28 protein-coding genes and 2 pseudogenes are annotated in these 25,893 nt (G+C 38.9%); 22 read left to right on the top strand and 8 right to left on the bottom strand.

The window, feature by feature from the left end:
- Positions 1–11 precede the first annotated feature (11 nt).
- On the bottom strand, positions 12–1,226 hold the full coding sequence (locus ACTJJH_RS13675; protein ID WP_013199242.1) for an amino acid aminotransferase: 1,215 nt from the start codon (positions 1,224–1,226) through the stop codon (positions 12–14).
- 335 nt (positions 1,227–1,561) lie between these two features.
- Entirely contained in the window at positions 1,562–1,696 is a 135-nt protein-coding gene (locus ACTJJH_RS13680; protein WP_206224409.1) for a hypothetical protein, read from the bottom strand.
- 45 nt (positions 1,697–1,741) lie between these two features.
- Between ACTJJH_RS13680 and ACTJJH_RS13685 the strand changes: the two genes are divergently transcribed.
- The 7 genes from ACTJJH_RS13685 to ACTJJH_RS13715 all read left to right on the top strand — a co-directional run bounded on the left by ACTJJH_RS13685 (position 1,742) and on the right by ACTJJH_RS13715 (position 9,355).
- The gene (locus tag ACTJJH_RS13685; protein WP_014208068.1) at positions 1,742–2,452 is read left to right on the top strand and encodes a GntR family transcriptional regulator; all 711 of its coding nucleotides are present in this window, start codon (positions 1,742–1,744) and stop codon (positions 2,450–2,452) included.
- A complete protein-coding gene (prpB, locus tag ACTJJH_RS13690; RefSeq protein WP_004706036.1) occupies positions 2,445–3,329 on the top strand; it encodes a methylisocitrate lyase in 885 nt (294 codons plus the stop codon). The genes ACTJJH_RS13685 and prpB overlap by 8 nt, the downstream gene beginning before the upstream one ends.
- Before the next feature lie 66 nt (positions 3,330–3,395).
- Entirely contained in the window at positions 3,396–4,553 is a 1,158-nt protein-coding gene (gene prpC / locus ACTJJH_RS13695; protein ID WP_004795430.1) for a bifunctional 2-methylcitrate synthase/citrate synthase, read from the top strand.
- Positions 4,553–7,159 (top strand): Fe/S-dependent 2-methylisocitrate dehydratase AcnD, encoded by a 2,607-nt coding sequence (gene acnD / locus ACTJJH_RS13700; protein WP_440601292.1) that lies wholly within the window; start codon positions 4,553–4,555, stop codon positions 7,157–7,159. The genes prpC and acnD overlap by 1 nt, the downstream gene beginning before the upstream one ends.
- Positions 7,160–7,314: 155 nt before the next feature.
- Entirely contained in the window at positions 7,315–8,067 is a 753-nt protein-coding gene (locus ACTJJH_RS13705; protein ID WP_440601293.1) for a hypothetical protein, read from the top strand.
- 455 nt (positions 8,068–8,522) lie between these two features.
- Positions 8,523–8,657 (top strand): zinc ribbon-containing protein, encoded by a 135-nt coding sequence (locus ACTJJH_RS13710; RefSeq protein ID WP_001983336.1) that lies wholly within the window; start codon positions 8,523–8,525, stop codon positions 8,655–8,657.
- Between the two features lie 122 nt (positions 8,658–8,779).
- Positions 8,780–9,355, top strand: a complete 576-nt coding sequence (locus ACTJJH_RS13715; RefSeq protein ID WP_440601294.1) for a DUF4126 domain-containing protein — start codon at positions 8,780–8,782, stop codon at positions 9,353–9,355.
- A gap of 260 nt (positions 9,356–9,615) precedes the next feature.
- Here the strand turns inward: ACTJJH_RS13715 and ACTJJH_RS13720 are convergent, their stop codons facing one another.
- Entirely contained in the window at positions 9,616–9,966 is a 351-nt protein-coding gene (locus ACTJJH_RS13720; protein ID WP_013199238.1) for a hypothetical protein, read from the bottom strand.
- 221 nt (positions 9,967–10,187) lie between these two features.
- Positions 10,188–10,440: pseudogene (locus ACTJJH_RS13725) on the bottom strand (hypothetical protein).
- Between the two features lie 670 nt (positions 10,441–11,110).
- Between ACTJJH_RS13725 and ACTJJH_RS13730 the strand changes: the two are divergent.
- The gene (locus ACTJJH_RS13730; RefSeq protein ID WP_440601295.1) at positions 11,111–11,584 is read left to right on the top strand and encodes a DUF4844 domain-containing protein; all 474 of its coding nucleotides are present in this window, start codon (positions 11,111–11,113) and stop codon (positions 11,582–11,584) included.
- An 11-nt stretch (positions 11,585–11,595) separates the two neighbouring features.
- Here ACTJJH_RS13730 and ACTJJH_RS13735 read toward each other — a convergent pair whose 3' ends face one another.
- Positions 11,596–12,288 (bottom strand): tetratricopeptide repeat protein, encoded by a 693-nt coding sequence (locus tag ACTJJH_RS13735; RefSeq protein WP_440601296.1) that lies wholly within the window; start codon positions 12,286–12,288, stop codon positions 11,596–11,598.
- Between the two features lie 261 nt (positions 12,289–12,549).
- On the opposite strand from ACTJJH_RS13735, the gene ACTJJH_RS13740 reads away from it, so the two are divergent.
- The 3 genes from ACTJJH_RS13740 to ACTJJH_RS13750 are packed head-to-tail and all read left to right on the top strand — an operon-like array spanning position 12,550 to position 16,644.
- Complete coding sequence (locus tag ACTJJH_RS13740) at positions 12,550–15,324, top strand: type VI secretion system Vgr family protein (protein ID WP_440601297.1); 2,775 nt, start codon at positions 12,550–12,552, stop codon at positions 15,322–15,324.
- On the top strand, positions 15,314–16,204 hold the full coding sequence (locus tag ACTJJH_RS13745; RefSeq protein ID WP_032005696.1) for a hypothetical protein: 891 nt from the start codon (positions 15,314–15,316) through the stop codon (positions 16,202–16,204). The genes ACTJJH_RS13740 and ACTJJH_RS13745 overlap by 11 nt, the downstream gene beginning before the upstream one ends.
- Positions 16,201–16,644, top strand: a complete 444-nt coding sequence (locus tag ACTJJH_RS13750) for a hypothetical protein (protein ID WP_262728405.1) — start codon at positions 16,201–16,203, stop codon at positions 16,642–16,644. The genes ACTJJH_RS13745 and ACTJJH_RS13750 overlap by 4 nt, the downstream gene beginning before the upstream one ends.
- An 88-nt stretch (positions 16,645–16,732) precedes the next feature.
- On the opposite strand, the pseudogene ACTJJH_RS13755 reads toward ACTJJH_RS13750, so the two are convergent.
- Positions 16,733–16,852 (bottom strand): annotated as a pseudogene (locus tag ACTJJH_RS13755) (4Fe-4S dicluster domain-containing protein); the annotation flags it as partial.
- Between the two features lie 15 nt (positions 16,853–16,867).
- Here ACTJJH_RS13755 and ACTJJH_RS13760 point away from each other — a divergent pair.
- The 6 genes from ACTJJH_RS13760 to ACTJJH_RS13785 are packed head-to-tail and all read left to right on the top strand — an operon-like array spanning position 16,868 to position 19,362.
- On the top strand, positions 16,868–17,230 hold the full coding sequence (locus ACTJJH_RS13760; protein ID WP_032005692.1) for a hypothetical protein: 363 nt from the start codon (positions 16,868–16,870) through the stop codon (positions 17,228–17,230).
- Between the two features lie 6 nt (positions 17,231–17,236).
- Entirely contained in the window at positions 17,237–17,578 is a 342-nt protein-coding gene (locus ACTJJH_RS13765; protein WP_032005690.1) for a hypothetical protein, read from the top strand.
- A 4-nt stretch (positions 17,579–17,582) separates the two neighbouring features.
- The gene (locus ACTJJH_RS13770) at positions 17,583–18,071 is read left to right on the top strand and encodes a hypothetical protein (protein ID WP_057067802.1); all 489 of its coding nucleotides are present in this window, start codon (positions 17,583–17,585) and stop codon (positions 18,069–18,071) included.
- Between the two features lie 8 nt (positions 18,072–18,079).
- Positions 18,080–18,490 carry a hypothetical protein gene (locus tag ACTJJH_RS13775; protein WP_440601298.1) on the top strand — a complete coding sequence of 137 codons (411 nt, stop codon included), beginning with the start codon at positions 18,080–18,082 and terminating at the stop codon, positions 18,488–18,490.
- A 28-nt stretch (positions 18,491–18,518) separates the two neighbouring features.
- A complete protein-coding gene (locus tag ACTJJH_RS13780) occupies positions 18,519–18,857 on the top strand; it encodes a hypothetical protein (protein WP_032064044.1) in 339 nt (112 codons plus the stop codon).
- A gap of 28 nt (positions 18,858–18,885) precedes the next feature.
- Positions 18,886–19,362 carry a hypothetical protein gene (locus ACTJJH_RS13785; protein ID WP_280586455.1) on the top strand — a complete coding sequence of 159 codons (477 nt, stop codon included), beginning with the start codon at positions 18,886–18,888 and terminating at the stop codon, positions 19,360–19,362.
- Positions 19,363–19,450: 88 nt separating this feature from the next.
- On the opposite strand, the gene ACTJJH_RS13790 is transcribed toward ACTJJH_RS13785, so the two are convergent.
- Entirely contained in the window at positions 19,451–20,152 is a 702-nt protein-coding gene (locus ACTJJH_RS13790; protein WP_440601299.1) for an SDR family NAD(P)-dependent oxidoreductase, read from the bottom strand.
- 609 nt (positions 20,153–20,761) lie between these two features.
- On the opposite strand from ACTJJH_RS13790, the gene ACTJJH_RS13795 reads away from it, so the two are divergent.
- The 5 genes from ACTJJH_RS13795 (at position 20,762) to ACTJJH_RS13815 (ending at position 23,735) form a co-directional block, all read left to right on the top strand.
- Entirely contained in the window at positions 20,762–21,265 is a 504-nt protein-coding gene (locus tag ACTJJH_RS13795; protein WP_320124774.1) for a DUF2867 domain-containing protein, read from the top strand.
- 80 nt (positions 21,266–21,345) lie between these two features.
- On the top strand, positions 21,346–22,047 hold the full coding sequence (locus ACTJJH_RS13800) for a DUF1003 domain-containing protein (RefSeq protein ID WP_440601300.1): 702 nt from the start codon (positions 21,346–21,348) through the stop codon (positions 22,045–22,047).
- Positions 22,048–22,158: 111 nt separating this feature from the next.
- Positions 22,159–22,824 carry an RluA family pseudouridine synthase gene (locus tag ACTJJH_RS13805; protein ID WP_057067791.1) on the top strand — a complete coding sequence of 222 codons (666 nt, stop codon included), beginning with the start codon at positions 22,159–22,161 and terminating at the stop codon, positions 22,822–22,824.
- A 127-nt stretch (positions 22,825–22,951) separates the two neighbouring features.
- Positions 22,952–23,329, top strand: coding sequence for a ribonuclease E inhibitor RraB (locus ACTJJH_RS13810; protein WP_017399750.1), 378 nt, complete (start codon positions 22,952–22,954; stop codon positions 23,327–23,329).
- Between the two features lie 28 nt (positions 23,330–23,357).
- Entirely contained in the window at positions 23,358–23,735 is a 378-nt protein-coding gene (locus tag ACTJJH_RS13815; protein WP_032037154.1) for a nuclear transport factor 2 family protein, read from the top strand.
- A gap of 43 nt (positions 23,736–23,778) precedes the next feature.
- Here the strand turns inward: ACTJJH_RS13815 and ACTJJH_RS13820 are convergent, their stop codons facing one another.
- Positions 23,779–25,869, bottom strand: a complete 2,091-nt coding sequence (locus ACTJJH_RS13820) for a TonB-dependent receptor (protein WP_440601301.1) — start codon at positions 25,867–25,869, stop codon at positions 23,779–23,781.
- Positions 25,870–25,893 lie beyond the last annotated feature (24 nt).

The following is a 25,893-nucleotide window of genomic DNA, read 5'->3' on the forward strand; positions in this document are numbered from 1 at the left end:
TAATAGATGTATTATGCTGCTTCTGTTGATTTAGCAAGCACTTCTGCAACTGCTTTAGCAACAGTGTAAACATTATTCATGTTTAAACCTGCTACACAAATACGGCCACTACGTACTAAGTAGATTGCATATTCTTCACGCAAGATATCAACTTGCTCAGCAGTTAAACCTGTGTAACTGAACATACCTTTTTGGTTTACAAGGTAGCTAAAGTCACGGTCTGGTAATGCTTTAGTAAGTTCGTCTTTCAAGATGCTACGCATTTTAATAATACGCTCACGCATCTCTTTTACTTCGCCTTGCCATTGTTGGTTAAGTTCAGCGTCATTTAACACTTCATCAACTAACCAAGCGCCTGTAGTAGGAGGGCTAGAGTAAATACGGCGTACAGTCGCTTTTAACTGACCGAATGTGCACTGAGCAGCTTCTGCATCGTCACATACGAAAGTTAAGCCGCCAACGCGCTCGCCATATAAAGAGAAGATTTTAGAGAAAGAGTTGCTCACAATGAAGTTTAGACCCGCTTGGTCTAAAGCACGGATTGCATACGCATCTTCTTCCATACCGTCACCAAAACCTTGGTAAGCGATGTCTAGGAATGGAATAAGGTTACGGTCTTTTAATACTGCAATCACTTGGTCCCATTGTGCTGGGTTTAAGTCAGCACCCGTTGGGTTGTGGCAGCATGGGTGCAATAACACAATGCTTTGCTCAGGCAAAGTTTTAAGTGTAGACAACATACCGTCAAAATCTACACCACGCGTTTCGTTGTCGAAGTATGGGTAGAAATGAGTTTTGATGCCAGCGCCATTGAAAATCGCAACGTGGTTATCCCAAGTTGGTTGGCTTACCCAAACGTCAGAATTTGGGAAATAAGTTTTTAAGAAATCTGCACCAACTTTCAATGCACCTGAACCACCAAGCGTTTGGATGGTTACAGCACGGCCAGCTTTAACTGCTGGGCTGTTTGCACCAAATAAAAGTGCTTGAATTGCTTCACGGTAAGGTTTGAAGCCTTCCATTGGCAAATAAAGTTTGGTTTTACCGTTTTTAGGCTCGATACGCTTTTGCGCTTCAATAATGGTCTCTAACTGAGGAACAATACTGTCTTCGTTATAATAAAGACCAATACTCAAGTTTACTTTTCCAGAACGAGTATCAGCGTTGAACTGTTCCATTAAAGAGAGAATTGGATCGCCTGCGTATGGGGGGATATGTTGAAACATCAAAAAAGTCCTTTCATTCAACAATATGCATAGTGCTCGGTTTTTTCTGTCTCGAAAAATACGCCACAACTATGTCGATGTTCAATAATGTATCAATAAAGCTACCGTGAAGCACCTGATAATTTCACTAATATCGATATTTTCTGGATGAAAATGATAAAAAGATTTAAAAGAAATTACGGTAAATAGATACTAATTTATAACTCATGCTTTCATTCAAGCAGATTGTCTACAATCTTGCTGTAATACATTGGTTGTAGACTAAAGTTTGAAACAAAAGATTAGCGGTCGAAAAGCAGCTAAAAAAGTGCCATACATCTATAGGTAAAATAATATTAAATAACTGTTTTATAAATACTAATTGGCAAGTGGTTTAATGGTTTAAATATAAGGTGAGATAACAGGTCTAACGATAAAAATTGACCTGATGCGTTCTGTAAAGTGTCAACAATCACCTTGATTTTTTTCATTCATGCCGCTATAAAACTCATAATTGATTAAAAATTGTCGACAATATGCAAGATTTGACCTACGCACCAGAGCCATTACAAAGTCAGGGAAGAACACTGACCGAGAATGTATTTAAACAAATACAGACGGCGATTGTTTTGGGTCAAATTCCGGCAGGTAGCAAGATTTCTGAGCCTGAGCTAGCACGTACTTATGGCATTAGTCGTGGGCCTTTACGTGAAGCGATTCATCGCCTTGAAGGGCAACGTTTGGTTGAGCGTACTGCACATGTGGGCGCGCGCGTGGTTTCGCTCTCACTGCAACAGTTCAAAGAGCTTTACCAGATTCGTGCGTCTTTAGAAGGTTTGGCCTGCAAACTTGCTGCACAGCATATTGATAAAAAGCAAATCTTGGCGCTGCGTGATGTATTGCGTATGCATGCCGAAGATGAAAACTTTAAAGCAGGTAAAGGATATTACTTGCAAGAAGGGCAGGACGATTTTCACTACTGCATTATCAAAAGTAGTGGCAATAAAACCCTAGAAAAAATGCTATGTGATGAGCTTTATCATCTCATCCGCATGTACCGAATTCAATTTTCAAACACACCCGATCGACCGAGCAAAGCTTGGGACGAACACATCCGTATTTTAGATGCAATTGCAGAAGGCGATGGTGAACTTGCCGAGCTGCTCATGCATCGACATATCAATGCTTCTTACAAAATTATTGAGCAAACACTGCTACAAGCACAAGGAGAACATAACAATGGCTAAACAATCCGCAGGTCAGCTATTTCGCGATGCAGTAGCCCAAGAAAAGCCATTACAAGTGGTTGGAACCATCAACGCCAATCATGCACTTTTGGCAAAACGTGCAGGTTATAAAGCGATTTACTTATCAGGTGGTGGTGTAGCCGCTGGTTCTTTAGGCTTACCTGATTTGGGAATTAGTAACCTTGATGATGTGTTGACTGATGTACGCCGTATTACCGATGTATGTGATCTTCCATTATTGGTTGATGCCGACACAGGTTTTGGTGCTTCTGCATTTAACATTGCCCGTACTACAAAAGCACTCATCAAGTTTGGTGCTGCGGCAATGCACATTGAAGACCAAGTGGGCGCAAAACGTTGTGGTCACCGTCCGAACAAAGCCATTGTGACTCAAGAAGAAATGGTTGACCGTATTAAAGCAGCGGTTGATGCGCGTGGTGATGACAGCTTCGTGATTATGGCACGTACCGATGCCTTAGCCGTAGATGGCTTACAAGCTGCAATTGACCGTGCAGGTGCCTACATTGAAGCGGGTGCAGACATGTTGTTCCCTGAAGCAATTACTGAGCTTGATATGTACAAGCAATTTGCTCAGAAGACTGGCGCTCCAATTTTGGCAAACATCACAGAGTTTGGTTCTACACCACTGTTTACTACAGAAGAGTTAGCATCTGCCGATGTAAGCCTTGCGCTTTATCCGCTTTCTGCTTTCCGTGCCATGAACAAAGCAGCCGAAACTGTGTATGAAACCTTACGTAAAGAAGGTACACAAAAGAACGTGGTTGATATTATGCAAACGCGTAAAGAGTTATATGAACGCATTAACTACTATGCGTTTGAAGACTACTTAGACAACGCATTTGCTAAAAAGAAATAAGAAGTAAAACACGGTACATATGCCGTGTTCCCCAAATAATTTAAATAGATAGGAAAGGACAATCTTATGAGCTCAAATGAAACAACAACAGGCTTCAAACCAAAAAAATCAGTTGCACTTAGCGGACAAGTTGCAGGCAACACAGCACTGTGTACCGTAGGACGTAGCGGTAACGACTTGCACTATCGTGGTTATGACATTCTTGACCTTGCGGCGGGTAGCCAGTTTGAAGAAGTTGCTCACTTGCTCGTACATGGCAAATTACCAAACAAAGCTGAACTCAAAGCCTATAAAGCAAAATTAAAAGCACTTCGTGGCTTACCAGCAGCGCTTAAAACAGCACTTGAACAATTACCACCGTCTGCACACCCAATGGACGTGATGCGTACAGGTGTTTCAGTGCTAGGTTGTTTAACACCAGAACATGAAGACCACAACGAAGCTGGCGCAAAAGATATTGCTGATAAATTAATGGCAAGCCTAGGCTCAATGCTGCTTTATTGGTACCACTTCAGCAACAATGGTCGTCGCATTGAAGTTGAAACTGATGACGACTCAATTGCAGCGCATTTCTTACATTTACTTCATGGCGAAAAACCATCTGAAGAATGGATTCAAGCAATGCATACATCTCTTATTTTGTATGCTGAGCATGAGTTCAACGCATCAACATTTACATCACGTGTAGTTGCAGGTACAGGCTCAGACATGTACTCGGCAATTACTGGCGGTATTGGCGCACTTCGTGGACCTAAGCACGGTGGTGCGAACGAAGTTGCATTCGTGATTCAACAACGTTACGACAACGCAGATGAAGCGGAAGCTGACATCCGTAAACGTGTTGAAAATAAAGAAGTTGTGATCGGTTTTGGTCACCCTGTATATACAGTTTCTGACCCACGTAACGAAGTGATCAAGAAAGTGGCGCATGACTTAGCAGAAGCGCAAGAGAACACCAAAATGTACCTCATCGCTGAGCGTTTAGAAGCAGTGATGAAAGAAGTGAAAAATATGTTCCCGAACCTCGACTGGTTCAGTGCGGTGAGCTATCACTTAATGGGTGTTCCAACTGCAATGTTCACACCATTGTTCGTGATTGCACGTACAGCAGGCTGGTCAGCACACGTGATTGAACAACGTCAAGACGGCAAAATCATTCGTCCAAGCGCGAACTACACAGGCCCTGAAAACCTCGAATTTAAACCATTGGCGGAGCGTGGTTAATGAACACAAAATACCGTAAACCGCTGGCAGGAACCCAGCTTGAATATTACGACGTGCGTCAAGCCGTTGAAGATATTCAGCCAGGCGCATACGAAAAACTGCCTTACACCTCTAAAGTACTCGCTGAGCAATTGGTACGCCGTGCCGATGCCGAGAACTTAGCTGCTTATTTAACGCAGTTGATTGAACGCCGTCAGGACTTGGACTTTCCTTGGTATCCAGCGCGCGTGGTGTGTCATGACATCTTGGGTCAAACTGCATTGGTTGACCTTGCAGGCTTACGTGATGCGATTGCTGACAAAGGTGGCGACCCATCTAAAGTTAACCCAGTTGTACCGACTCAGCTGATTGTCGACCACTCTTTAGCAGTGGAATACGGTGGTGCTGACCCAGACGCTTTTGCAAAAAACCGTGCTGTTGAAGACCGCCGTAACGAAGACCGTTTTCACTTTATTGAGTGGACTAAAACAGCATTTAAAAATGTCGATGTAATCCCTGCGGGGAACGGCATTATGCACCAGATTAACCTAGAGAAAATGTCTCCGGTGATTCAGGCGCGTGATGGCGTGGCATTCCCAGACACATGCGTAGGTACCGACTCACATACACCACATACAGACGCTTTGGGCGTAATTTCTGTGGGTGTGGGTGGCTTAGAAGCTGAAAACGTGATGTTGGGCCGTGCATCTTGGATGCGTCTACCAGACATTATTGGTGTTGAGTTTGTAGGTCAGCGTCAGGCAGGCATTACCGCAACAGATATCGTACTTGCTCTAACAGAGTTCTTGCGTAAAGAGCGTGTGGTTGGTGCTTACCTTGAGTTCTTTGGTGAAGGTGCTGACAGCATGTCTGTAGGCGACCGTGCAACCATTTCGAACATGACACCAGAATATGGCGCTACGGCTGCGATGTTCTACATCGACCAAAACACAATCGACTACTTACGCCTAACAGGCCGTGAAGATGCTCAAGTGGCATTGGTTGAACAGTACGCAAAAGAAATCGGCCTATGGGCATCTGATATGACCAAAGCGGAATACCCACGTGTACTTCGTTTTGATCTATCAAAAGTAACGCGTAATATTGCTGGTCCATCAAACCCACATGCACGCGTTTCTACTGCTGACCTTAAAGAAAAAGGCATTGCAGGTGTTGTTGAAAACCGCGACGATGGCTTAATGCCAGATGGCGCAATCATCATTGCTGCAATTACTTCATGTACTAACACCTCAAACCCACGTAACACCGTGGCGGCAGGTTTGTTGGCACGTAAGGCAAATGAGCTAGGTTTAGTTCGTAAACCTTGGGTGAAATCATCATTTGCACCGGGTTCAAAAGCGGCTGCACTTTACCTTGAAGAAGCGGGTGTTCTAAAAGACTTAGAACAACTTGGTTTTGGTATTGTGGCTTACGCTTGTACGACGTGTAATGGTATGTCGGGCGCGTTAGATCCAGTCATTCAACAAGAAATTATTGACCGTGACTTGTACGCAACAGCAGTACTCTCTGGTAACCGTAACTTCGATGGTCGTATCCATCCTTATGCAAAACAAGCGTTCTTGGCATCTCCACCGCTTGTCGTGGCGTATGCAATTGCAGGTACGATTCGTTTTGACATCGAAAAAGATGCGTTAGGTCATGACAAAGACGGTAACCCGATTTATCTCAAAGACATTTGGCCATCTGACGCTGAAATTGATGCGTTAGTTAAGCAAGCCGTGAAACCTGAACAGTTCCGTAAAGTCTACATTCCAATGTTTGACTTGGGCGAAGTTGAGCAAGCGAAAAGCCCACTTTACGACTGGCGTCCACAAAGTACTTACATCCGCCGTCCACCATACTGGGAAGGGGCTTTGGCTGCACCACGTACTTTGGCGAACATGCGTCCACTTGCGATTTTGGGTGACAACATCACCACCGACCACTTGTCGCCTTCAAATGCGATTTTGATGGACTCGGCTGCGGGTGAATACCTTCACAAAATGGGCGTACCAGAAGAAGACTTCAACTCATACGCAACGCACCGTGGTGACCATTTGACTGCACAACGTGCAACATTTGCCAACCCGAAACTCTATAACGAAATGGTGGTTCGTTCAGACGGTACTATTAAGCAAGGTTCAAAAGCGCGTGTAGAGCCAGAAGGCGAAGTGATGCGTATGTGGGAAGCGATTGAAACCTACATGAACCGTAAGCAACCGTTAATCATTATTGCGGGTGCTGACTACGGTCAGGGTTCAAGCCGTGACTGGGCTGCGAAAGGTGTTCGCCTTGCAGGTGTTGAAGCAATTGTAGCAGAAGGTTTTGAGCGTATTCACCGTACTAACTTGGTAGGTATGGGCGTGTTACCACTTGAGTTTAAACCAGGTGTAAACCGCAAGACTTTAAATCTAGATGGTACAGAGCTTTATAGCGTGATTGGTAATATTGCGCCGCGTTCGACTTTAACTTTAGTGATTGAACGTGCTACAGCGGATGGTAAAGAAGAGATTCTTGAAGTACCTGTGACTTGCCGTTTAGATACAGAAGAAGAAGTTTCTGTATATGAAGCGGGCGGTGTATTACAGCGTTTTGCGCAAGACTTTTTAGAAGGCCAAGTAGCTTAATATTTAGTCTATAACTGATTGAAATTTATTCTAAAAGACCCTATCTTGATGATGGGGTTTTTACTTTTAGGAAGTAACTCAGTGGTAATTGTTTATAACCTTTCTAGGTGTAGTAATTACTGATAGCTATAGTAAATTTAAAGTATGTTGAGAAAATGTTTAAGGTAACTTTCGATTCAAATATTTGGGAAAAGGTGGTTCGAAAGGAAACATCTGAGCATGAATATATTAATAATCAAATATTACTGGGCAATATACAGCCTTATATTTCTGAGATTGCTATTTCATTAGAGTCGTTACAAAAAAAGAAACGTTTAGAGTTTATGAAGGGGTATAGCCCAAAATTTGAATTTGAAGAGTTAGATAAAGCTTTAGACAGCAAAATTCATGGAAGAATGAGTATTAGTCCAAATCTAGACTCACATCTAGGTTTGCATCCTAGGCTTAAAGAATCATTAGAGTTAGCTGAACAATTAGGTTTTAAAGTTATTCCTATGACTAATTTGGGAACCGTGCGTAGCCCTGAAATTCCTAATAAAATGAAAGTGGAAATTGAGGATTTTTGGAGTTTTGCGGAAAAATTATATGAATGTAGTAACTTTATTGCTGAGATGGGATGTGGAAGTTTTACTTATTTTTTATTGAAAAAAGCTTTATATATGAATAGTAAAAGGCAATTTAGCGAAAAAGAATTTTCAGAAGCAATCGCTGAGTGGGTAGATGGAGATATATTGTCTGCACATTATGCAATTGGAAATGACTTTTTTTGTACAGAGGACAGAGGGAAAAATGCTGGAAAAAATTCTGTTATGTTCCCTGCTAATATAAATAAAGTTATACAGAGATTTGACATTAAAGTATGTTCATTAAATGAATTAATAAGATTATTAACAAGAAAAGATACTTGAATTGAAGATACATAAGTTTTTGTAAAAAATAATAATTGGGTTTAAAAGAGTCAGAAGTTATTTATAAATTTTGACTAATTCAATGGTCTTATTGAATGAGGTAAGTATAAGGTTATCTGTAATAGAAAAATAAGAATATAAAAAAAGCCCGACATCCTGTCGGGCTTTTTCGTATTTGGTTGCTAAATATGACTCCTGTCGTATCTCACGATCCTGATGCATGAACCTATTATTGTTGTTTTGTGTTCCGGAACATCCTGTTCCTGTATGAGTTCATATTAGAAAAAAAGCAGAGGGTAGCCAATCCGCTAAATCCCTAAATCTGTGTAAGATAAATCGTACAAATAACATTTTTTGCATTTATGCCATCATCATCGGGCGAAATGGACAATTGACATTCACTTTAAGTGGGTTATATTCCTGTTTAATATATATACGATTATAGGAATGTAATCATGGTAACAGCTGGCGAAAAACCCGGAACAGGCTTCTACTTCTGTGCTCAGTGCGGACATAGAGTGTTTTTAGAAATTAATACCGACCCTTTACCACCTTGCACGAAATGCTACTGCACACAATTTAAACGTTAAGAATGAAATAATATTTGCGTTCGCATTTAACAAAAAGCCCTGTCACCCGATGGGGCTTTTTGCTAATTTAAAAATAAGACTTACATAACAAGACCCGTGATGGGCATGAAAAGGAAACCGTTATGGAAACAATATTGGGTTTATGTATTGGCGTGGGCCTGAGCGCTGCCTGCGGTTTTCGCGTGTTTGTACCGCTACTGGTCATGAGCATTGCCACTATGATGGGATGGTTTGAGCCATCGAGAGGTTTTGAATGGTTAGCTCTGCCATCGGTGTGTTTAGCTTTGGGCGTGGCAACGGTGTGTGAAGTTGCGGCTTACTATATTCCGTGGGTCGATAATGCCTTAGACACAGTCGCAACTCCTGCGGCCATGATCGCGGGTACATTAGCGACCATGGCGGTTAGTAGTGGAGAAATGTCTCAGTTTGCCAGTTGGGCGGCAGCGATTATTGTAGGCGGTGGTACGGCAGGTGTGGTGCAAATGAGTACAGTCGCTGCGCGCGGTGTTTCAACTGCAACCACAGGTGGCTTAGGAAATTTTGTTGTTGCTACAGGGGAGTGGATTGGGGCAATCTTACTTTCGGTTTCAGCTTTGTTAGTTCCTGCGCTTGTTGCGATTGTGGTGGTTATTGCTGTTATTTTGGGAATACGTTGGATACGTCATAAAAAGCAAGAACAGGCACATAGTCCGCTATAGGTTAGCTTTAATATCATTTTTAAATGACCATAAAAAAAGCCCAACATCCTGTTGGGCTTTTTCGTATTTGGGTACTAGATATGACTCCTGTCGTATCTCACGCTCCTGATGCATGAACCTATTATTGTTGTTTTGTGTTCCGGAACATCCTGTTCCTGTATGAACTCATCATAGGAAAAAAGCAGGGTATCGCCAATCCGCAAAATCCCTAAAAGTTTGTAGGTTAAAACGTACAAAACAATATGAACGTATGATTATTCTTATATAAAAGGATTTTCAGTTTCCCAAGGCTTGCTGCTAAAAATAATCTGCCCATTTTCAACACAAAGAATCCATGTATAAAAATACTCTTCTCCTAACCCTCGACATTCAAAATTTGCATGTGGAAATAGGGCGGTAATTTTTTCTATTATTATTTCGCAATAAATAGGGTCAATATTAAGGTCAGCCTGTCCATTAGCAAAGGCACTCACTAAGTCATTATAGAGATCCTCATGAGTTGCACCTTCAGCTAACATAGTTAATATTTCTAGAATTTTTTGCTTTTCAGTAGATAAATCAATCGTGTCAAAATCTGTATAACGGACTTGTAGTTCTGTATAAAAACTCATTTTTATTAGCTGTATGATATTAATGTTAAAAAATACTACTTATTAAACATGACTTTATCGTTAAAAACGAGCTGAGTATAGAAATATCTAAACTATAAGAGTTCAAATTTCTTAAAAATATTCTTCTTTAGGCCTCTGTGCCACAACAGACTTTAATTTTTTGCGCTGATTTAAAGTAATAAACCATTGCAACACAGAGATAGAGGAAATAAGCCAACCGCTTAGCTGAAAAAAGTAGGGGCAAAGTCCTGTGGGAGAACAGCACTTTGCAAACTGAAATGTTCTAGGCGTTGCATGAGCTTAGGGGAGTAAGCTTGTTCAAGTCGCTGGTAAATACAGTCGCAACTGGTTTTTGCTGTGCCCACCCGACAGGCAAATTTTTTCAAACTCCTGTTGGGTGTGTAAGTTACAACCCGAAATTCCCAAGCTCGCTACAACCAAACTTAAAGCCAAAATAGGTTTATAAATTGTCATATTATTCTCATAATAATTTATATCTATGAGTAGAATAAAAATATAATTAGTTTTAAGATTTAAAATAATTTTAGGTAATAATTAATCCTCCCATAAAAATAGGAAAATATAATAATTGAAATTTTAAAATAAAAATAATTTATAAATTTAAAAAGCTAGGCAATAGAAAACCTAAATTTTAAATAAATAAAATAATTAAGCAGAAGAGGAAATAAGTTTGAAAAATGTCATGGTCAACTCCTTATAATTTATGGAGTCCTACCACCAGATTACCGCGAATTAATTTATGGTGGTAGAACGAAAGGGGGTTGACAGACTGGACTCGTAGAACCAGCACGCACGGGGCGTCCCCCTCCCGTCCTACCGCAAAGAAAAGGGGACGCAAGGGTCTAACGAATTATAGTAGAACTATAACCCGCTACGAGTTACGGTCTGTCAAAACCGTCTGGCAATGTAGGCCAGCAACGAGATAATAATTGGTGATTTTAATTACGTCAATTTAATATTTAAAATATTTTTTATTTAATAATAAAACTAAATTTGTTTTTAAAGTAATAGAATTTATATTTAATTAGAAAAAATAAATAATAAAATAAATTTTCATGGGTATGGAAAATTATAATTAATTTAGTTTATATTTGATGCAGACAAATATAAAAGTAATAAAATCATGAAAAAGCTTTTAGTTTTAGTCATGGCCATCTTAAGTTCACAAGTTGGTTGTGCCCAAAAAACTGACAATAAAACGGAAATGAGTATTCAAAATTCCAACTCTATTGTTATTCAACAATTAGAAAAGTTTAAAGCTCAAGATCATTTTGCTGGAGATGGACAACTATATACAGGGGTTCAAAATCCTGCATTACGTATGAGTTTGAACCAAAAAGTGGCTGATGCTGCACAAGCTTTTATTGCACTCTATCAACAAAAGAATGAACCAACTAAGGCAGAACTTTTACATGTTCTTGCTCATGGAATTAGTCAAATCGATCCTGACAAGCTTGATACAGAAGATCGAGAACAAGTGGCAACTACATTTGAAAGTTTTCTAGATATTGTAGGCCTAGAAAGTTCGGAAGGTATTTTAAATAAATGGCTATATGGTGAAGAAATTAGTGAGTTATTAGAGCTAGATAAATATTAAGTTTTAATACCTTATTCTAAACTTTTAAGCATTTCTTTAGCATCTACATCGCCTGCATCGGCAGCTTGCTGAAACCATTTCTTTGCCAGTGATAGGTTTTTCGGCGTGCCTTCACCATTTAAATACATCTGGGCCAAGTTGTATTGGGCATCGCTTTCATTGTGCTCAGCCGCTTTGGTGTACCACTTAAGCGCTTGCTCATCACTTTGTGAAACGCCGTGACCTTTTTTATATAGATGAGCTAAATTATATTCTGCGGGTGGGTAGCCTTGCTTGGCAGCACGACTAAACCACTCAAACGCCTGCACATAATTTTGCGCAGTTCCTTCACCTCTGTCGTATAACACCCCTAAGTTATATTGCGCTTTAGCATGACCCTTGGCCGCAGCCTTAGTAAAATAATCAAAAGCACGCTTGGCATCTTTTTCGACGCCCGTGCCTGTGTAATACATCATCCCTAAACTATATTTTGCCCCCATACTTCCATTTTGATCAGCCACAGTTAGCCATTTAAACGCTTGCTCATAATTTTTAACAACGCCTTGTTCGCCGCTTAAAAGCATCATGCCAAGATGATATTGAGCAACGGATTGCCCTTGCTCTGCACGATATTGAATATCAGCCACACTCGGTTCAGCAAATGCTGAAGAATGAAGAGAGAAAATCATCGTAAATATATAAAAAGCAGACTTTTTTATTTTCATATCTCATCCTGAATTTTATTAATTTGAGTGGTTGCTTTCTTAAATATCTATTTGAATATAAAAGAAAAATATTGAATTTATTTGGGTGGTTTATAGCATTTTAAAATGATCTGATTTTACGGTTTAAATACCTATTTAATAAGAAATTAACCTAAAAATGCATATTTAGACTAGTTACATTTTGAAAATGAGTATAGATAGACAGATTAGTCTTTTTTTAATTAAAATGCGGCCTAAATATAAGTTTGATTGATAATAAAAATGCAGATGAGTGTGTCGAGTATATTGGAGCGTTTAGGCCTTGTTTCACAAAATCGCGCTGTTCATATCCAATTCTCAAATCAGTCTTTAAATCAGCAAGTCTTCTTGCAACGCATCGAGGGCGAACATACGCTCAACCAAGGCAGCGTTGCTGGGTTACTGTGTCTGTCGACAAACGCACATATTGCATTAAAACAATTTATTGGCTGTCAGGTTGCCGTCGATCAAGTCACTGACATGGGGCAGTTTTTTAGAACAACAGGTATTATTACCGAAGCGAGCCAAGGGCAAAGTGACGGCTCACTCACCATTTATAATTTAACTTTAAAAGACCCAACTGCACTCTGGCATAAACGCCGTAATAGCCGCGTGTTTATGAATAAAAGTGTGCGGGATATTAGCGAAATTCTGTTTAAAGAATGGCAGGGGAAAAGCCCGTTATTTGCCGCAAGCCTAACACTCGACACATCTGGGTTAACCAAAGATTACGATGTGCGTCCATTTGTAATGCAGTCTAACGAAAGCGATTATGACTTTTTAACCCGTTTGTGGCGTAGTGAAGGCATTAACTGGCTGGTCGATGAGTCACAGCTTTTTATCGCTGACCCGAATGCTTCTATTCAGCCACAAGTACTACGTTTGATTGACGATAACCAAAACTATCAGGCACTTGAACGTCGTAGCCTGTGCTACCAACGCAGCAGTGCGACAGAACAGTTTGATACCATTACCCAAGTTAAAGCTGAGCGCCGCTTACAACCAACTTCGGTTCATGTGCAACGTTGGCAAGCCGATGCGCTGCAACAAGAAGAAGGCAGTGGCAGCGTACAAGGTAAACAGCAGCACAGCGAACACTATGACAATGCCAGCTTGAATCTTGAAGATGCATGGCATGTCAGCCCCGCGTGGATGCAGGACTTAAAGGGTGAAGACCAAGCCACAGCTTCAGGCAATAGCCAGATTGAACAGCTTAACCAGCACATCAATGCTTACCATCACCTAAGTTCGAAACAGTTTACCGTTTCGGGTAATGTCCGTGATGCACAGGTCGGTTACTGGTTTGAACTGAATGACCACCCAGAACTCGACCAACATGATAGTGCGGACAAAGAGTTCTTAATCTTAAGTAAGTACTACTATAACCAGAATAATTTACCGAAAGAATTACAACAGCAACTTGAGCGTCTGTTGCCAAAAGACAAGCTCAAGGCCGCTCAACTCGACAGTCAAAACCCTGAGCAGCGCCACTTTGCTGAACTCAATGTCGTTCGACGCAACATTAAAGCTGTGCCTGAATATAACCCACTAGAGCACCGACCAGCAGCTCACCCGCAGCGCGCTAGAGTGGTTGGATTAGAGGGCGAAAGCATTCATGTCGACCAGTGGGGGCGCATTAAAGTCCGCTTCCTGTTTACCCGAACTGACGACCATAGCCATGACGGTGGAGCGGGAAGTAACGACAATGACACTGACTCCGCTTGGGTTGATGTCCTCACTCCTTGGGCCGGTGCAGGTTATGGCGCACGCTTCTTGCCACGTGTCGGCGAGATCGTGGTCATCGACTTCTTTGACGGCAATGTTGACCGCCCATTTGTGGTGGGCCGTATTCATGAAGCTGAACGACATCCAACCCAGTTCGACCAAAAAGGCCAGCTACCTGACACTAAAAAACTGAGCGGTATCCGCTCTGAGGAAGTCGACGGCAAAGGCTTTAACCAACTACGCTTTGATGACACGACAGGCCAAATCAGTGCCCAGCTACAAAGCAGCCATGCGGCAAGCCAGCTCAACTTAGGTAACTTAAGCCATCCAAAAGACAAGGCGGAAAGTGATGGTCGTGGGGAGGGTTTTGAGCTACGAACAGACCAGTGGGGTGCAGTCAGAGCAGGCAGTGGTTTACTCGTTAGTACCCATAAACAGGACCAAGCTCAAGGCGTACACCTTGATGCAAATGAGGCCAAGCAACAAATCGACGGTGGCCTTAACAATGCCAAGGCACTCAGTGAAGTTGCCAAAAATCAGCAAACTGACCCGTTAGAAAATTTAGAAAACCTAAAATCTTTTATTGAAAAACTTGAGCAGCAAGACAACGCAAAAGCCAAAACCTTTAAAGAGGCGATTATGTTGTTGGCGAGTCCAAATAGCATCGCGCTGAGCAGTAACGAAGACATTCATTTAAGCGCAGATGGGCAGCTAAACCAAACTGCTGGAGACAGTATTAACCTGTCTAGCCAAAAGAATTTAATTGCGCATGCCCAAAATAAAATTAGCCTTTTTGCGGCTCAAGAAGGGGCAAGACTTTATGCAGGCAAAGGCAAAGTCGAGATACAAGCACAAGGCGATGGAGCAGATTTAATTGCCCGTAAAGCTGTTCAGGTAATTTCGACTGAAGACAAAATTGAGGCCACAGCAGCCAAAGAAATTGTACTCACCGCAGGCGGCTCTCAAGTCAAAATTACCGGTTCAGGCATTTTTATGACTACGAGCGGCAAGTTTGAGGTGAAGGCTGGACAGCATTTGTTTATGGGGGGCGGGAGTGTGAATAGTTCATTACCGTATCTACCAGAACAAGGAAAACAAAAATATGGTTTATGGTTTGATGTAATGGATAAACAAGGAAATAAACTAAAACCTGGTACGGAATATATTATTTTTGATGAACATGATAAAGAAATTGAGCGCGGTAAGTTAGATAGAACAGGCTTGGTTAAGTTAGAAACTGAAGAGCCGAATAAGCAATATAAAATACATGTGGTGATAAACGATGGGCACTGAAGTACAGGCTTATGCTAATTTGGTTAAGACAACAATGGGAACGGTTAATCCTGTGCCAGCAGTTGTACCAGTTCAACTTAAAGTTTATACCCAAAGTTTTACAGCCTTTGTTGGCGGGGCTGCTGATAAATATCCTTTTATATATGGAGATGTTAAACCACCAGGCGTGGGAGATTCTTTAGGGCCTACAGAAATTGTTGGAAATTATGCAAAGAACTTTAATACGGGGAATGCAAAAAATTTAAAACAATATTATGGCTATGAAGAGGCTTATAATAATAGAAAAGTAGCTGCTCCTGCAGCCTCAGGTAAAAGAAATGCTTTTAAAGATATTCTTGATGTTTATACAAAGAATCCACAAACTCAAATTAATATTATAGGTCATAGTCTAGGTGGTTGGAATTCATCAGGTTTAGTTGCAGAACTACACAAAGCAGGGGTGCCAGTCAATTTATTAATTACTATTGACCCTGTTGGAGTTTTATTATCAAAAGCAACTCCAAATATATTAGCTACTCCAGCAGTAAGAGCACAAATTTATTTACTAGCGCCACGACCTGTTGCAGATAATTGGATAAATATTTTTTGTAAACCAAATAATAATGTTGTCACTGATCTAAAGAATACGGTGCAATGGGAGGGCTATAAACCCAAATGGAAAGGATATAATCCTAGCCCTACTAGTTATACAACAGATGATGTAATTGCTGATGCTGGAGGGCAATGGGATAGTTATCCAAAAGAACACAGCAATACATTTCATGAAACTAAATTTAGTCATGCTTGGTTTAGCAAAATGATGCGTGAAACAATACCTAGTATATCTAAATCACCAGAGCAAATATTGCAAGCCGAATTAAAAAAGGTTCAAATAAAATGAAGTTTTTATCATGTGTATGGATATTTTTATTATTTGGTTGTACTTCTAAAAACATAGATTCTCAATCTGCCGATATTAATTTTGGAAAATTTAAATATTTCCAATCTATGTATAGTGGAGAAAAAACATACCAAGGTTCTGTTACAAGCTCTTCTTCTTTAAAAGAAATTTCTGAAAAAAATGCATTTCCTATTTCTAAGCTAAATTGTTTGGAAAATCAGTTTATGGTAAGAGGTGGAGTAGACTTAGATTCAGAAGAAATTAATAATCAATTATATAAATATATAGCACATGTCGAAATATGTAAAAATGATGATTGTTCAGTCGATATTAAAAAAGCAAAAATTGATACTGAATGCAGAATTGAATTAAGGAAAAATTACTCAAATGATGCTTATCAATCAAATAAAGCAAAGTTGACGAATGCTAATTTTGAATAAAATCAAGTTGTTGGTGCTGAAGTTGATCTTTAATTTATTAAGTTGAGAACTAGAAATGTAATAAACCCGCTAAAGCGGGTTTATTTATTTACATGTTCGAGTAGTTTGGACCACCGCTGCCTTTAGGTGTTACCCATGTTATGTTTTGAGATGGGTCTCTAATATCACAGGTCTTACAGTGAACATAGTTCGCTGCGTTAATATTAAAAAGGGAGTTTTTCTAATGAAATTTAATAAATTGGCTGTAATATTTTTAACTTTGAGTCTTTGTGGCTGTAGTAAGGATTATAATATTGAACCAAATAAGCTTCCGATAGCATATATTGGCAAAGAATATAATCAGACATTAAAAATTACTGGTGGAAGAGTGATACCACAGTCTTTTGAGGTAAAAGATAATTTTCCAAGTGATATGAATATCTCTATTGAGCCAATAGACCAAAATGAAGCGGATGCTTATAATAATTTAAAAATTTCTGGAGTTCCAAAACATAAGGGAACTTTTACTATTAATATATATGCCAGTTTTTATGCTGGTGGTGATGATAAGTTAAATAAAACCTATGAATTTGTAGTTAAAGAATAAAAAGACATGTTTCGATATATTCTATTGGCAATGACCCTTAATAGTTGTAGCAACTATGATGTACAACCAAAGGAACTCGCTGTAGCTCATGTCAATGAAGCATATTCCCAGAATATAAAAATTAGTGGCGGTAAAGTAGTGGATAAGTATTTTGAAATAGATACTGATATGCCTGATGATTTAGGATTAAAAATTCAACCGAACAATGACACTAGCGGTTTTAATAACTTTTCAATTAAAGGTATTCCCAAACATAAAGGTGAATATATAATAAATATTTCAACAGGGTTTTATGGCCGTGGTAGTGATGAGCTAAATAAGAAATATAAATTAATTATTGTAGAATGAATAGATGCATAAATATTTTTTAATTATTTTATCCATTTTATTGTCGGGTTGTAATCCTTTAGCCAAAAATGAGAAAGAAAATTTTAAGGATATAGCCCTTAAGAATTTAACTTATTCTCATATGGATGGTATGAGTGGTGATATTTTTAAATTTAATTTAGAAATAACTGATGATTTAAAGAATGTTTATCAAAACGGGAATTATAAATATTCACATTTTAAGTGCGATAATATTAAAAATTATCTTATTGTAGGTGCTATCTCAGTTGAAGGAGAAAAGTTAAAGAATGGAAAACATACTTTATCTGGATACTTCAAAGTTTGCGAAGATGAATCAATGAATGTATGTATCGCTAAGAACCAATTGGAAAAATTATTAACAAGCAATATGTCGTGTAGAGTAGTCTTTGGTGGCTTATTACAAAGCAGTAAAGTTATGGCAGATAATATTTTAATATCAAAAGAAGCTATAAGAAAATCCAATTTCCAATAGAGTTTTAAATGAAAAAAATTCTTTACCTATCAGGGCTAATTTTTTTAACTGGATGTAGTGAAAGAATTTCAAATTTCACAATAGATCATATTATGAAAAGCAATGAAAAATTAAATTTTGCTATGAAAATTGAAGGTAAGGAAGTTTTAAATAAAATAAAAAAATCATCATCAAAAAAGTTTATTTGTGAAAGTATGATTGATCCTCAGCAAACATTAGATGTGGATATCGATAGATTTGAGAATAACCAAATTGATGTATCTGTAGAATTTTGTTCAAATAATGATAATGGAAGCTGTGAGCCTATACATATAAGTTCAGTTAAAAAAATTAATTTAGAATGCCAAGCGGTTTTCTCTGCAATGATTGGTAATATCTCTAAATCACAAAAATTTCCAATTGTATGGGAAGAACAATAATTTGATTAAGACTATAAAATTTTTCTGGATAGTTTGCGTAATTCCATTTTTACTTACGGGCGGATGTCAGGATAAATATACGGTTGAACCTGAAAGTCTTCCAGTTGCTTACGTAGGGCAAACATATACCCAACAATTAAAAATTACAGGTGGAAAAGTCTCTGAACAACATTTTGAATTAACTTCTAATATTCCGGAAAATCAGGGAGTTAAAATTACTCCCGTAGATGATATAGATGGATACAATCACATAAAAATAGAAGGTATTCCTAAATATAAAGGAAAATACAAAATTGTAATTAATACATATTTTTATGGGCGAGGCGATGATAAGCTAACTAAAACCTATGAATTTGTAGTTAAATAATAAAAGATCTTTTTAATAAGAAGAGGATATGAAAAAGAATTTATTAATTACCGTACTAATTTCAATTTTCATCATACAGTCCTTATTAAATTATTACTTCTGGAACCGTACAAAAACACCCGAAATTCATGTTTTAGAAAAACCTTTAAAGATATATTCGTTTGAAGGTAAATATTCGAAAAATAGTACTTTACCAGAATATTATATTTTGCCAGAAGGTACAGTTTTATATGATGATAGTGACTCTTTGAACAGAAGGGTTATGGTTTATTTCAATTTACAAGGCGTAGATTTTAAATTCGAAGAACAAGACCCAGATATCTTAAAACAACCTAGTGAAGTCAGTGGTATAAGGTCGAAGGACTTGCCTGATTTACTAAAAGAAATTCCTCTGACTAAAAAAGATATTTATTTAATTATTAAACATGATGAACGTATAAAAGACTCTGTGCGTTCAATTTTATTCAAAGAATACAAAATTGATACTTCAGAGTATGAAAAATAATTAAATATTTCTGGGGCATAGAAACATAAAATTAAAAAAGTTCAGAGAAGCGTAATTAATTACGCTTCTCCTCTCATAAGAAAATTATTTAAGCAGCTTGAATGGCTTCACCACAAAAGGAGACAGTCTCTTGTTTATGCTGGTGTAAATACCAGAACTGCCCTGCAATCATTTCAGGATGTACAGTGTAGGTCTTATCTTGTGCTCCAGATGTTCCATCAACGAAACCATTCACAATCACTTGGCTCACATAAACATTTGAGTCCGCTAGACTATGAGCAAGTAAGTTGGTGGTTTTGTATTGAGCGGCAGCGGTAGTTGCTAAGGATGAGTACTCTTTAGCAATCAAGTCGATACCCACTGCATCGAAAGCGAAAATTCCATTTGTCGATAAAATGCTACCGTGGTTCTTCTCTAAATCGCTTAAGCAAGCTTGTACCGTCGCAATATAGCTCGAAACACGAATATGAAAGCTTTTGGTAAGCTCTAGTGGAGGGGTTTCTAAGATATTTCCTTCAATATCATGGAAAGCATTCCAATGAATATTTTTAATCTCTCCTAATCGGTCTTTAATACGATTAATAAGATTTGGTATATCTTCAAGAACCGCTAAATCACATGCAAAAGCGTAAGCTTCAATACCTTGTGTTTTAAGTTCTAAAATGGCTTTTTCGAGTTTTTGGGCGTTTCGTGCCACTAACCCGATTTTATAGCCTTCTTTACCAAACTTATGTGCTAAGGCTTTGGAAATACCTGTTCCATAACCAAAAATTATAATATTGTTGTTCATTATAAAGTTCCAAAAAACCAATTATTTGGTTAGCAATAGTTTATAATATGTTTTTATAATGTATTCAAGCGCAAAAGTTATCTCTAAGAATAGTGCCCAAAGAATAAAAATGCTTAAAAGTGGGGATTAGGGAGTCAGCTTTACATGAGTTATTCGGCTAAACATAGGCTGTTGAACGAACTTCCAATTTGGCTTAAAAATTTTTCTTGGTAAAATAAACCGAAAAATACAAATAAAGTGGAATTTAAATATAACTAATTATAGGTAAATGGGAATAAATTCTTTTAAATTTGTCTAATGGCGTAAAAATTCCCAAAAATATTAAAAATTCGCTTTTCTTAGAAAAACAATCCCGCAGGGTGCTGGCTAAACTATATCTCAAGGGTGTGATGGGGATCGAAAAGAGTAGCATGCACCAAAACGTATAACGTTAGTGTGTACTCACCCAAAAGGTCTCGATTCGGCTTAGGACGCTATAGATCAAAAGTTTATAGGCACAAGGTTATAACTTACAAAGTTATGATTGTTGAAGTAAACCATAGATGTTTTCCCTTGACACCCTAAAAAATTCTCTATAATAAAAACGATACTTTACAAGAATATAATTTAATGAATAAGCCTTATCTTTCTGCTTTACCTACCGACAGTCAAATCTCATCTCAATTGAAAAATGCTTACTTCCACGACTCGTGGAGTATTGTGCTGGGTCAACCCGACCTAAATGTATTTGGGCAACTTATTAAGCTATTCCAGCACACTCCGCAGTGGGTAGAGTGGAGCATGAATATGCGTAATAAAATTACTTCAAAGATTGGGCTTAAAGATTTAGGAAGTTTTCAGCAAATTGATTCAAATAAAAAAGAAAGTGAATATGTGGCAGGCGACCGAATTGGAATTTTTACTTTTTTGCAGCGTACCGAAAATGAGTTAGTGATTGGAGATGATGACAAGCACTTAAATGTGACGTTATCTATATACAAGAATGAAAAGACTCAAGTACTCACCATAACTACAGTGGTGCATATTAAAAATTGGCTTGGAAGATTCTATATGGCGCCTGTAATTCCTGCCCATCGAAAAATCGTACCAGCGACTTTACAGATTTTAGGTTAGATTACTATTTTTATTTACGATGTGATCAGCCAAAATTGTTTATATAATAATCTTAATATCATAATAAAGAGCTGAATAATATGGAGAATAAAAATCAGTGTCGGCAGTGCGCCGTTTGTGGGAAAAATTTTCCTTTAAAAGATCTAGTGTCTGGTGAAGTCATCCGTAATGTGATTAGCGACGAAATTTTAAAAGACTATCCAGATTGGAATTACTCAAGTTTTATTTGTCGGGCTGATCTGGCAGATTATCGAATTAAATATGTGCAGTCGCTATTACGCTCGGAAAAGGGTGAACTCTCTAATTTAGAAAATGAAGTGATCGGCAGTATGCAACGCCATGAGTTGATTAGCCGAAATACAGAGTCGGATTTTGATCAGAATTGGACATTTGGAGAAAAGTTAGCAGATAAGATCGCGACATTTGGTGGTAGCTGGGCTTTTCTCATTTGCTTTGCTCTATTTTTGACAGGCTGGATTATTCTAAATACGGTGGTGATGGTTGTACGTCCCGTCGACCCTTATCCCTTTATTTTGCTGAATTTAGTATTGTCATGTTTAGCTGCAATTCAGGCGCCTATTATTATGATGAGCCAAAATCGCCAAGAAGCAAAAGACCGCTTACGTTCTCAACATGACTATCAGATTAATTTAAAAGCCGAGCTTGAGATTCGCCATTTGCATGAAAAAATGGATCATCTTTTGTCGCATCAATGGGAAAGACTCGCGCATATTCAAGAAATTCAGCTCAATCTTTTGGCTGAAATGAATAAAAAACGATAAAGATTTTCTGAGTTTCACGTGGAACATGAGTAGAGCGTTATAGATTATTTTGCGGTAGAACCGAAATTTCTTTATGATTTGCCGCCATGCTCCATTGCTGCTTCTACAACCATGCCTTTAAACGACAACTTTGTTTACGCTCCACCACAAGATCCACTTTCAATTCTATTTGAAGATGATGATTTAATTGTGGTTGATAAACCTGCGGGCCTGTTGTCGGTAATGGGACGGTTACCTGAGCATCATGACAGTGCTTATTTAAGGGTGCTAGAAAAGTTCCCTTTAGCGAAGGTCACACATCGTTTAGATATGGCGACATCAGGCTTACTCATGTTTGCCAAGCATCGCGATGCAGAAGTAGCGGTAAGTAAAATGTTTCAGGCCAGAACAGTTAAAAAGCATTATATTGCTTTGGTGCAAGGCCAAGTCACACAAGAGGGCAGCGTAGAAGTTCCTCTCATTACTGACTGGGAAAATCGTCCAAGACAAATTGTACATTTTGAATTAGGCAAACATGCTAAAACCTTGTTTCAACCGCTCATCTATGATGAAAAGAACAATCAAAGTCGAGTATTACTTGAACCAGTAACAGGACGTTCGCATCAGTTACGTGTACACATGATGCATATAGGACATCCGATTATGGGGGACAAGTTATATCACCCTGAGCCTAAACGTTTTCACTTAAACCGTATGGCCTTACATGCCGCATATTTGGCTTTTCAGCATCCATTGAAAGGAACAGATGTAGTCATTGAATCACAAGTGCCTTTTTAAAATTTATATAATTAAAAGAATTAATTTGATGCAATTGGGAACCGAATATATACCCAAACTGCAATAAAAGTCGGGTATTCTTGATGTTGAATAATATTAATACTGCGACAACAACAAGGATCATTTTATGACTCGTGACTACGAACAATTTCCAGATGACGATAACGGCAATGTACTTTGGCAAATGGCTGAAGATGGGGATGATTTAACCGAGCTGCATGAAATTGAATTTTCTATCGCTTTTCAAGATCAGAAAAATGCAGAGCAATGCGCACTCTATTTGCTTTACCAAGAACAAAAAGTTTCACTTTTCCAAGATGATTCTGTTGAGCCAAATGAATGGGTAATTACTATCTTCGTTAACATGGAACCTGAGTATTCAGATATTGTTGACTTGGAACAATGGTTTGCCAGCATCGCTGAGAAATTTCAGGGCGAATATGATGGATGGGGCTGTATGGCCTATGTCTTTGAGGAAGACGAAGAAGATGACCTGTTGCAGTAAGGTCTAAAATAAAGAGTAGGAGATAATCATGAACTTATCTCAAAAACAAATTGCAGTACGGTTTTTAGAGCTTGCTGCAGTTGGTGAAGTTGATGAAGCTTACAGCAATTACACTGCGCCGAACTTCAAGCATCACAACCCTTATTATGCGGGTGATGCGACTTCTTTGAAGGAAGGGATGCGTGAAAGTGCAATTGAAACTCCCAACAAAGTCTTTGATGTTCAACATGTCATTGAAGAGGGTGATTTGGTTGCTGTGCATTCAAAACTTGAAATGCAAATGAATGGGTTAACCACCTTGGCTGTGGTCCATATTTGCCGTTTTGAAAAGGGTAAAATTGCTGAGTTTTGGGATATTGGGCAAGTACAGCCCGACCCACTCGTCAATGAAAATGGTATGTTCTAATCAAAAGCCCGAAAGTTTTCGGGCTTTTCTATTTATGGATGAATTAAAACTTCCACTGTGCCGAAATTGAGGCGTTCAGGGGTTCACCTGGTTGAACCCATAAATCGTTATAGCTTGAGACATAGTAGGTTTTATCAAACAGGTTATTTACATTGAGCTGATAACGTAAACGATCAGATGGGGCATAGTAGCCATTTAAATTGACCAGCGTATAACTTGGTAAATTAAAGCCATTGTCTAGGTTATGCCCGCTGCGTTCGCCTACATAAGTAAGGTTGGCACCTACGCCTGCTTTTCGTGGACCTTCTTGTAGAAACTCATAGTTAGTGCTTATAGCACCTTGGTGTTTTGGAACATTGCTTAGACGAGCGCCTTTTGCCAAGTCTTGGTCTTTTTCAATTTGAGCATCGGTATAACTATAGTTGGCATTGACGAACCAGCGGTCAGTGATTTGACTATTTAAGTCAAACTCAATTCCTTTACTGCTCACTTCACCTGCCGCGATTTGAAAATTACTATCGATAGGGTCTGTCGTCAGTACATTCTGTTTTTTCATTTTAAACAAAGCGAGACTAAGTACACTTTGGTCGTTTATTTTATATTTGGTGCCGACTTCATAACTTTCTCCTTTTTCAGGAGCAAAAGTCTGACCATTTCGATTCATGCCGCTATTCATGGCAAATGAGCGGCCATAATTGCTATAAAAAGCCCACTGATCAGAGGCTTTAAAGTTTACTCCGAAACGTGGACTATTCTGGTGAAGCGTTTGGTTGCTTTCAGTCTGAGTCAAATGATTTTTAAAGTCTTGTTCGACCTGATCAAAACGATTGCCGAATAGTACACTCCATTGGTCATTGAAAAAGATCTGATCTTGTACATTAAGCGCAAAATAGCGTTGGCGCTCTTTGGTGTTGGTAAATGGATCTAAGCTAGGTAAATATTTACCATATTCGGGTTGGTAAATATCAATTGTGTTTGGCATACCAGCACTGTGATTACGACGAAGCTGGTTTTGCTTATAGTCAAGTTGACCAAGCTCGGTTGAAAGTAAAATTTCATGACGAGCCCAAGACGTATCAAGCTTGCCAAGTAATTCTGTCTGAGCCAGCACATCTTCACTTGTATAATCACGATAGCGACGTTGGCGCTCTAAAGTACGACCATCGGCTTGCATACGCCGTGGTTCGGTTGCAAAGCCGACCATTTTCGCGTCTTTATAGCTGACTGCACTATTTAGCTTCCAGTCAGGGTTAAACTCGTGACTCAGACGTAATTGGTAAAAGTAATCTTTTATTTTTAAATCGCCGTCGTCAGGTTCACCTGTAAATGTTTTCGGGTCCATCACAAACTGGTGATTGACTGTGCTGACCCCACGGTCAAACGTTCCTTTATGCTCAGTAAATTCACTGTCAAAGTCGAGTTGCGTTTGGTCTGAAATTTTCCATGTGAGCTGCGGTGAAAAGAACCAGCGTTCACTACTGACATGATCACGAAAGCTTTGATTATCTTCGTGAGCCACGGCTACGCGATAGGCCAGTTCATCGTTAATAGGTGCGGTATGCTCCAGACTAATTCGATATTGTTCTTGAGTATTGGCACGTAGGTTAACTTCACTTTCACTTTCCCATTGTGGCTTTTTACTGTTGAGGTTAAGCAAACCACCTGCTTCGCCGCGACCATATAAAGCTGCCATCGGTCCTTTTAAAAACTCTAAAGATTCAATATTTACGACATCTTTTGGAGCACTAATACCTCTGTTGACACTCAAGCCGTTACGGATCATTGAGGCACCTAAATTGGGATCGGTACTAAAACCGCGGAAAGAGTAATTATCCCAAAAGCCACCACCAAAACTATTTTGATGAAAAACCCCGCTCACTAAGCTTAATGCGTCATCAATCCGTTGAACGTCTTGTTGTTCCATCATTTGTTTTGAAACATAAGCACGGTTAAAAGGGACGTCCAAAACATCGTGAGAAAATTTAGTCGCTGAGCTATTTTGGCTCACATCTTCTCGGGTGCTTTCGGCCTGAACACGTATGGTTTCAAGTACTGTTGATGTTCCCTCTCCCCAAGTGAGTGTCGATATAAATGATAGACCTAACGAAGACAGCAATCCTAATTTGTGTCGCATAAATAATCAGCCATAAAAAGACAA

This window comes from Acinetobacter sp. 22301, assembly GCF_052045285.1.
In the GTDB taxonomy this organism is placed as follows: domain Bacteria; phylum Pseudomonadota; class Gammaproteobacteria; order Pseudomonadales; family Moraxellaceae; genus Acinetobacter; species Acinetobacter pittii.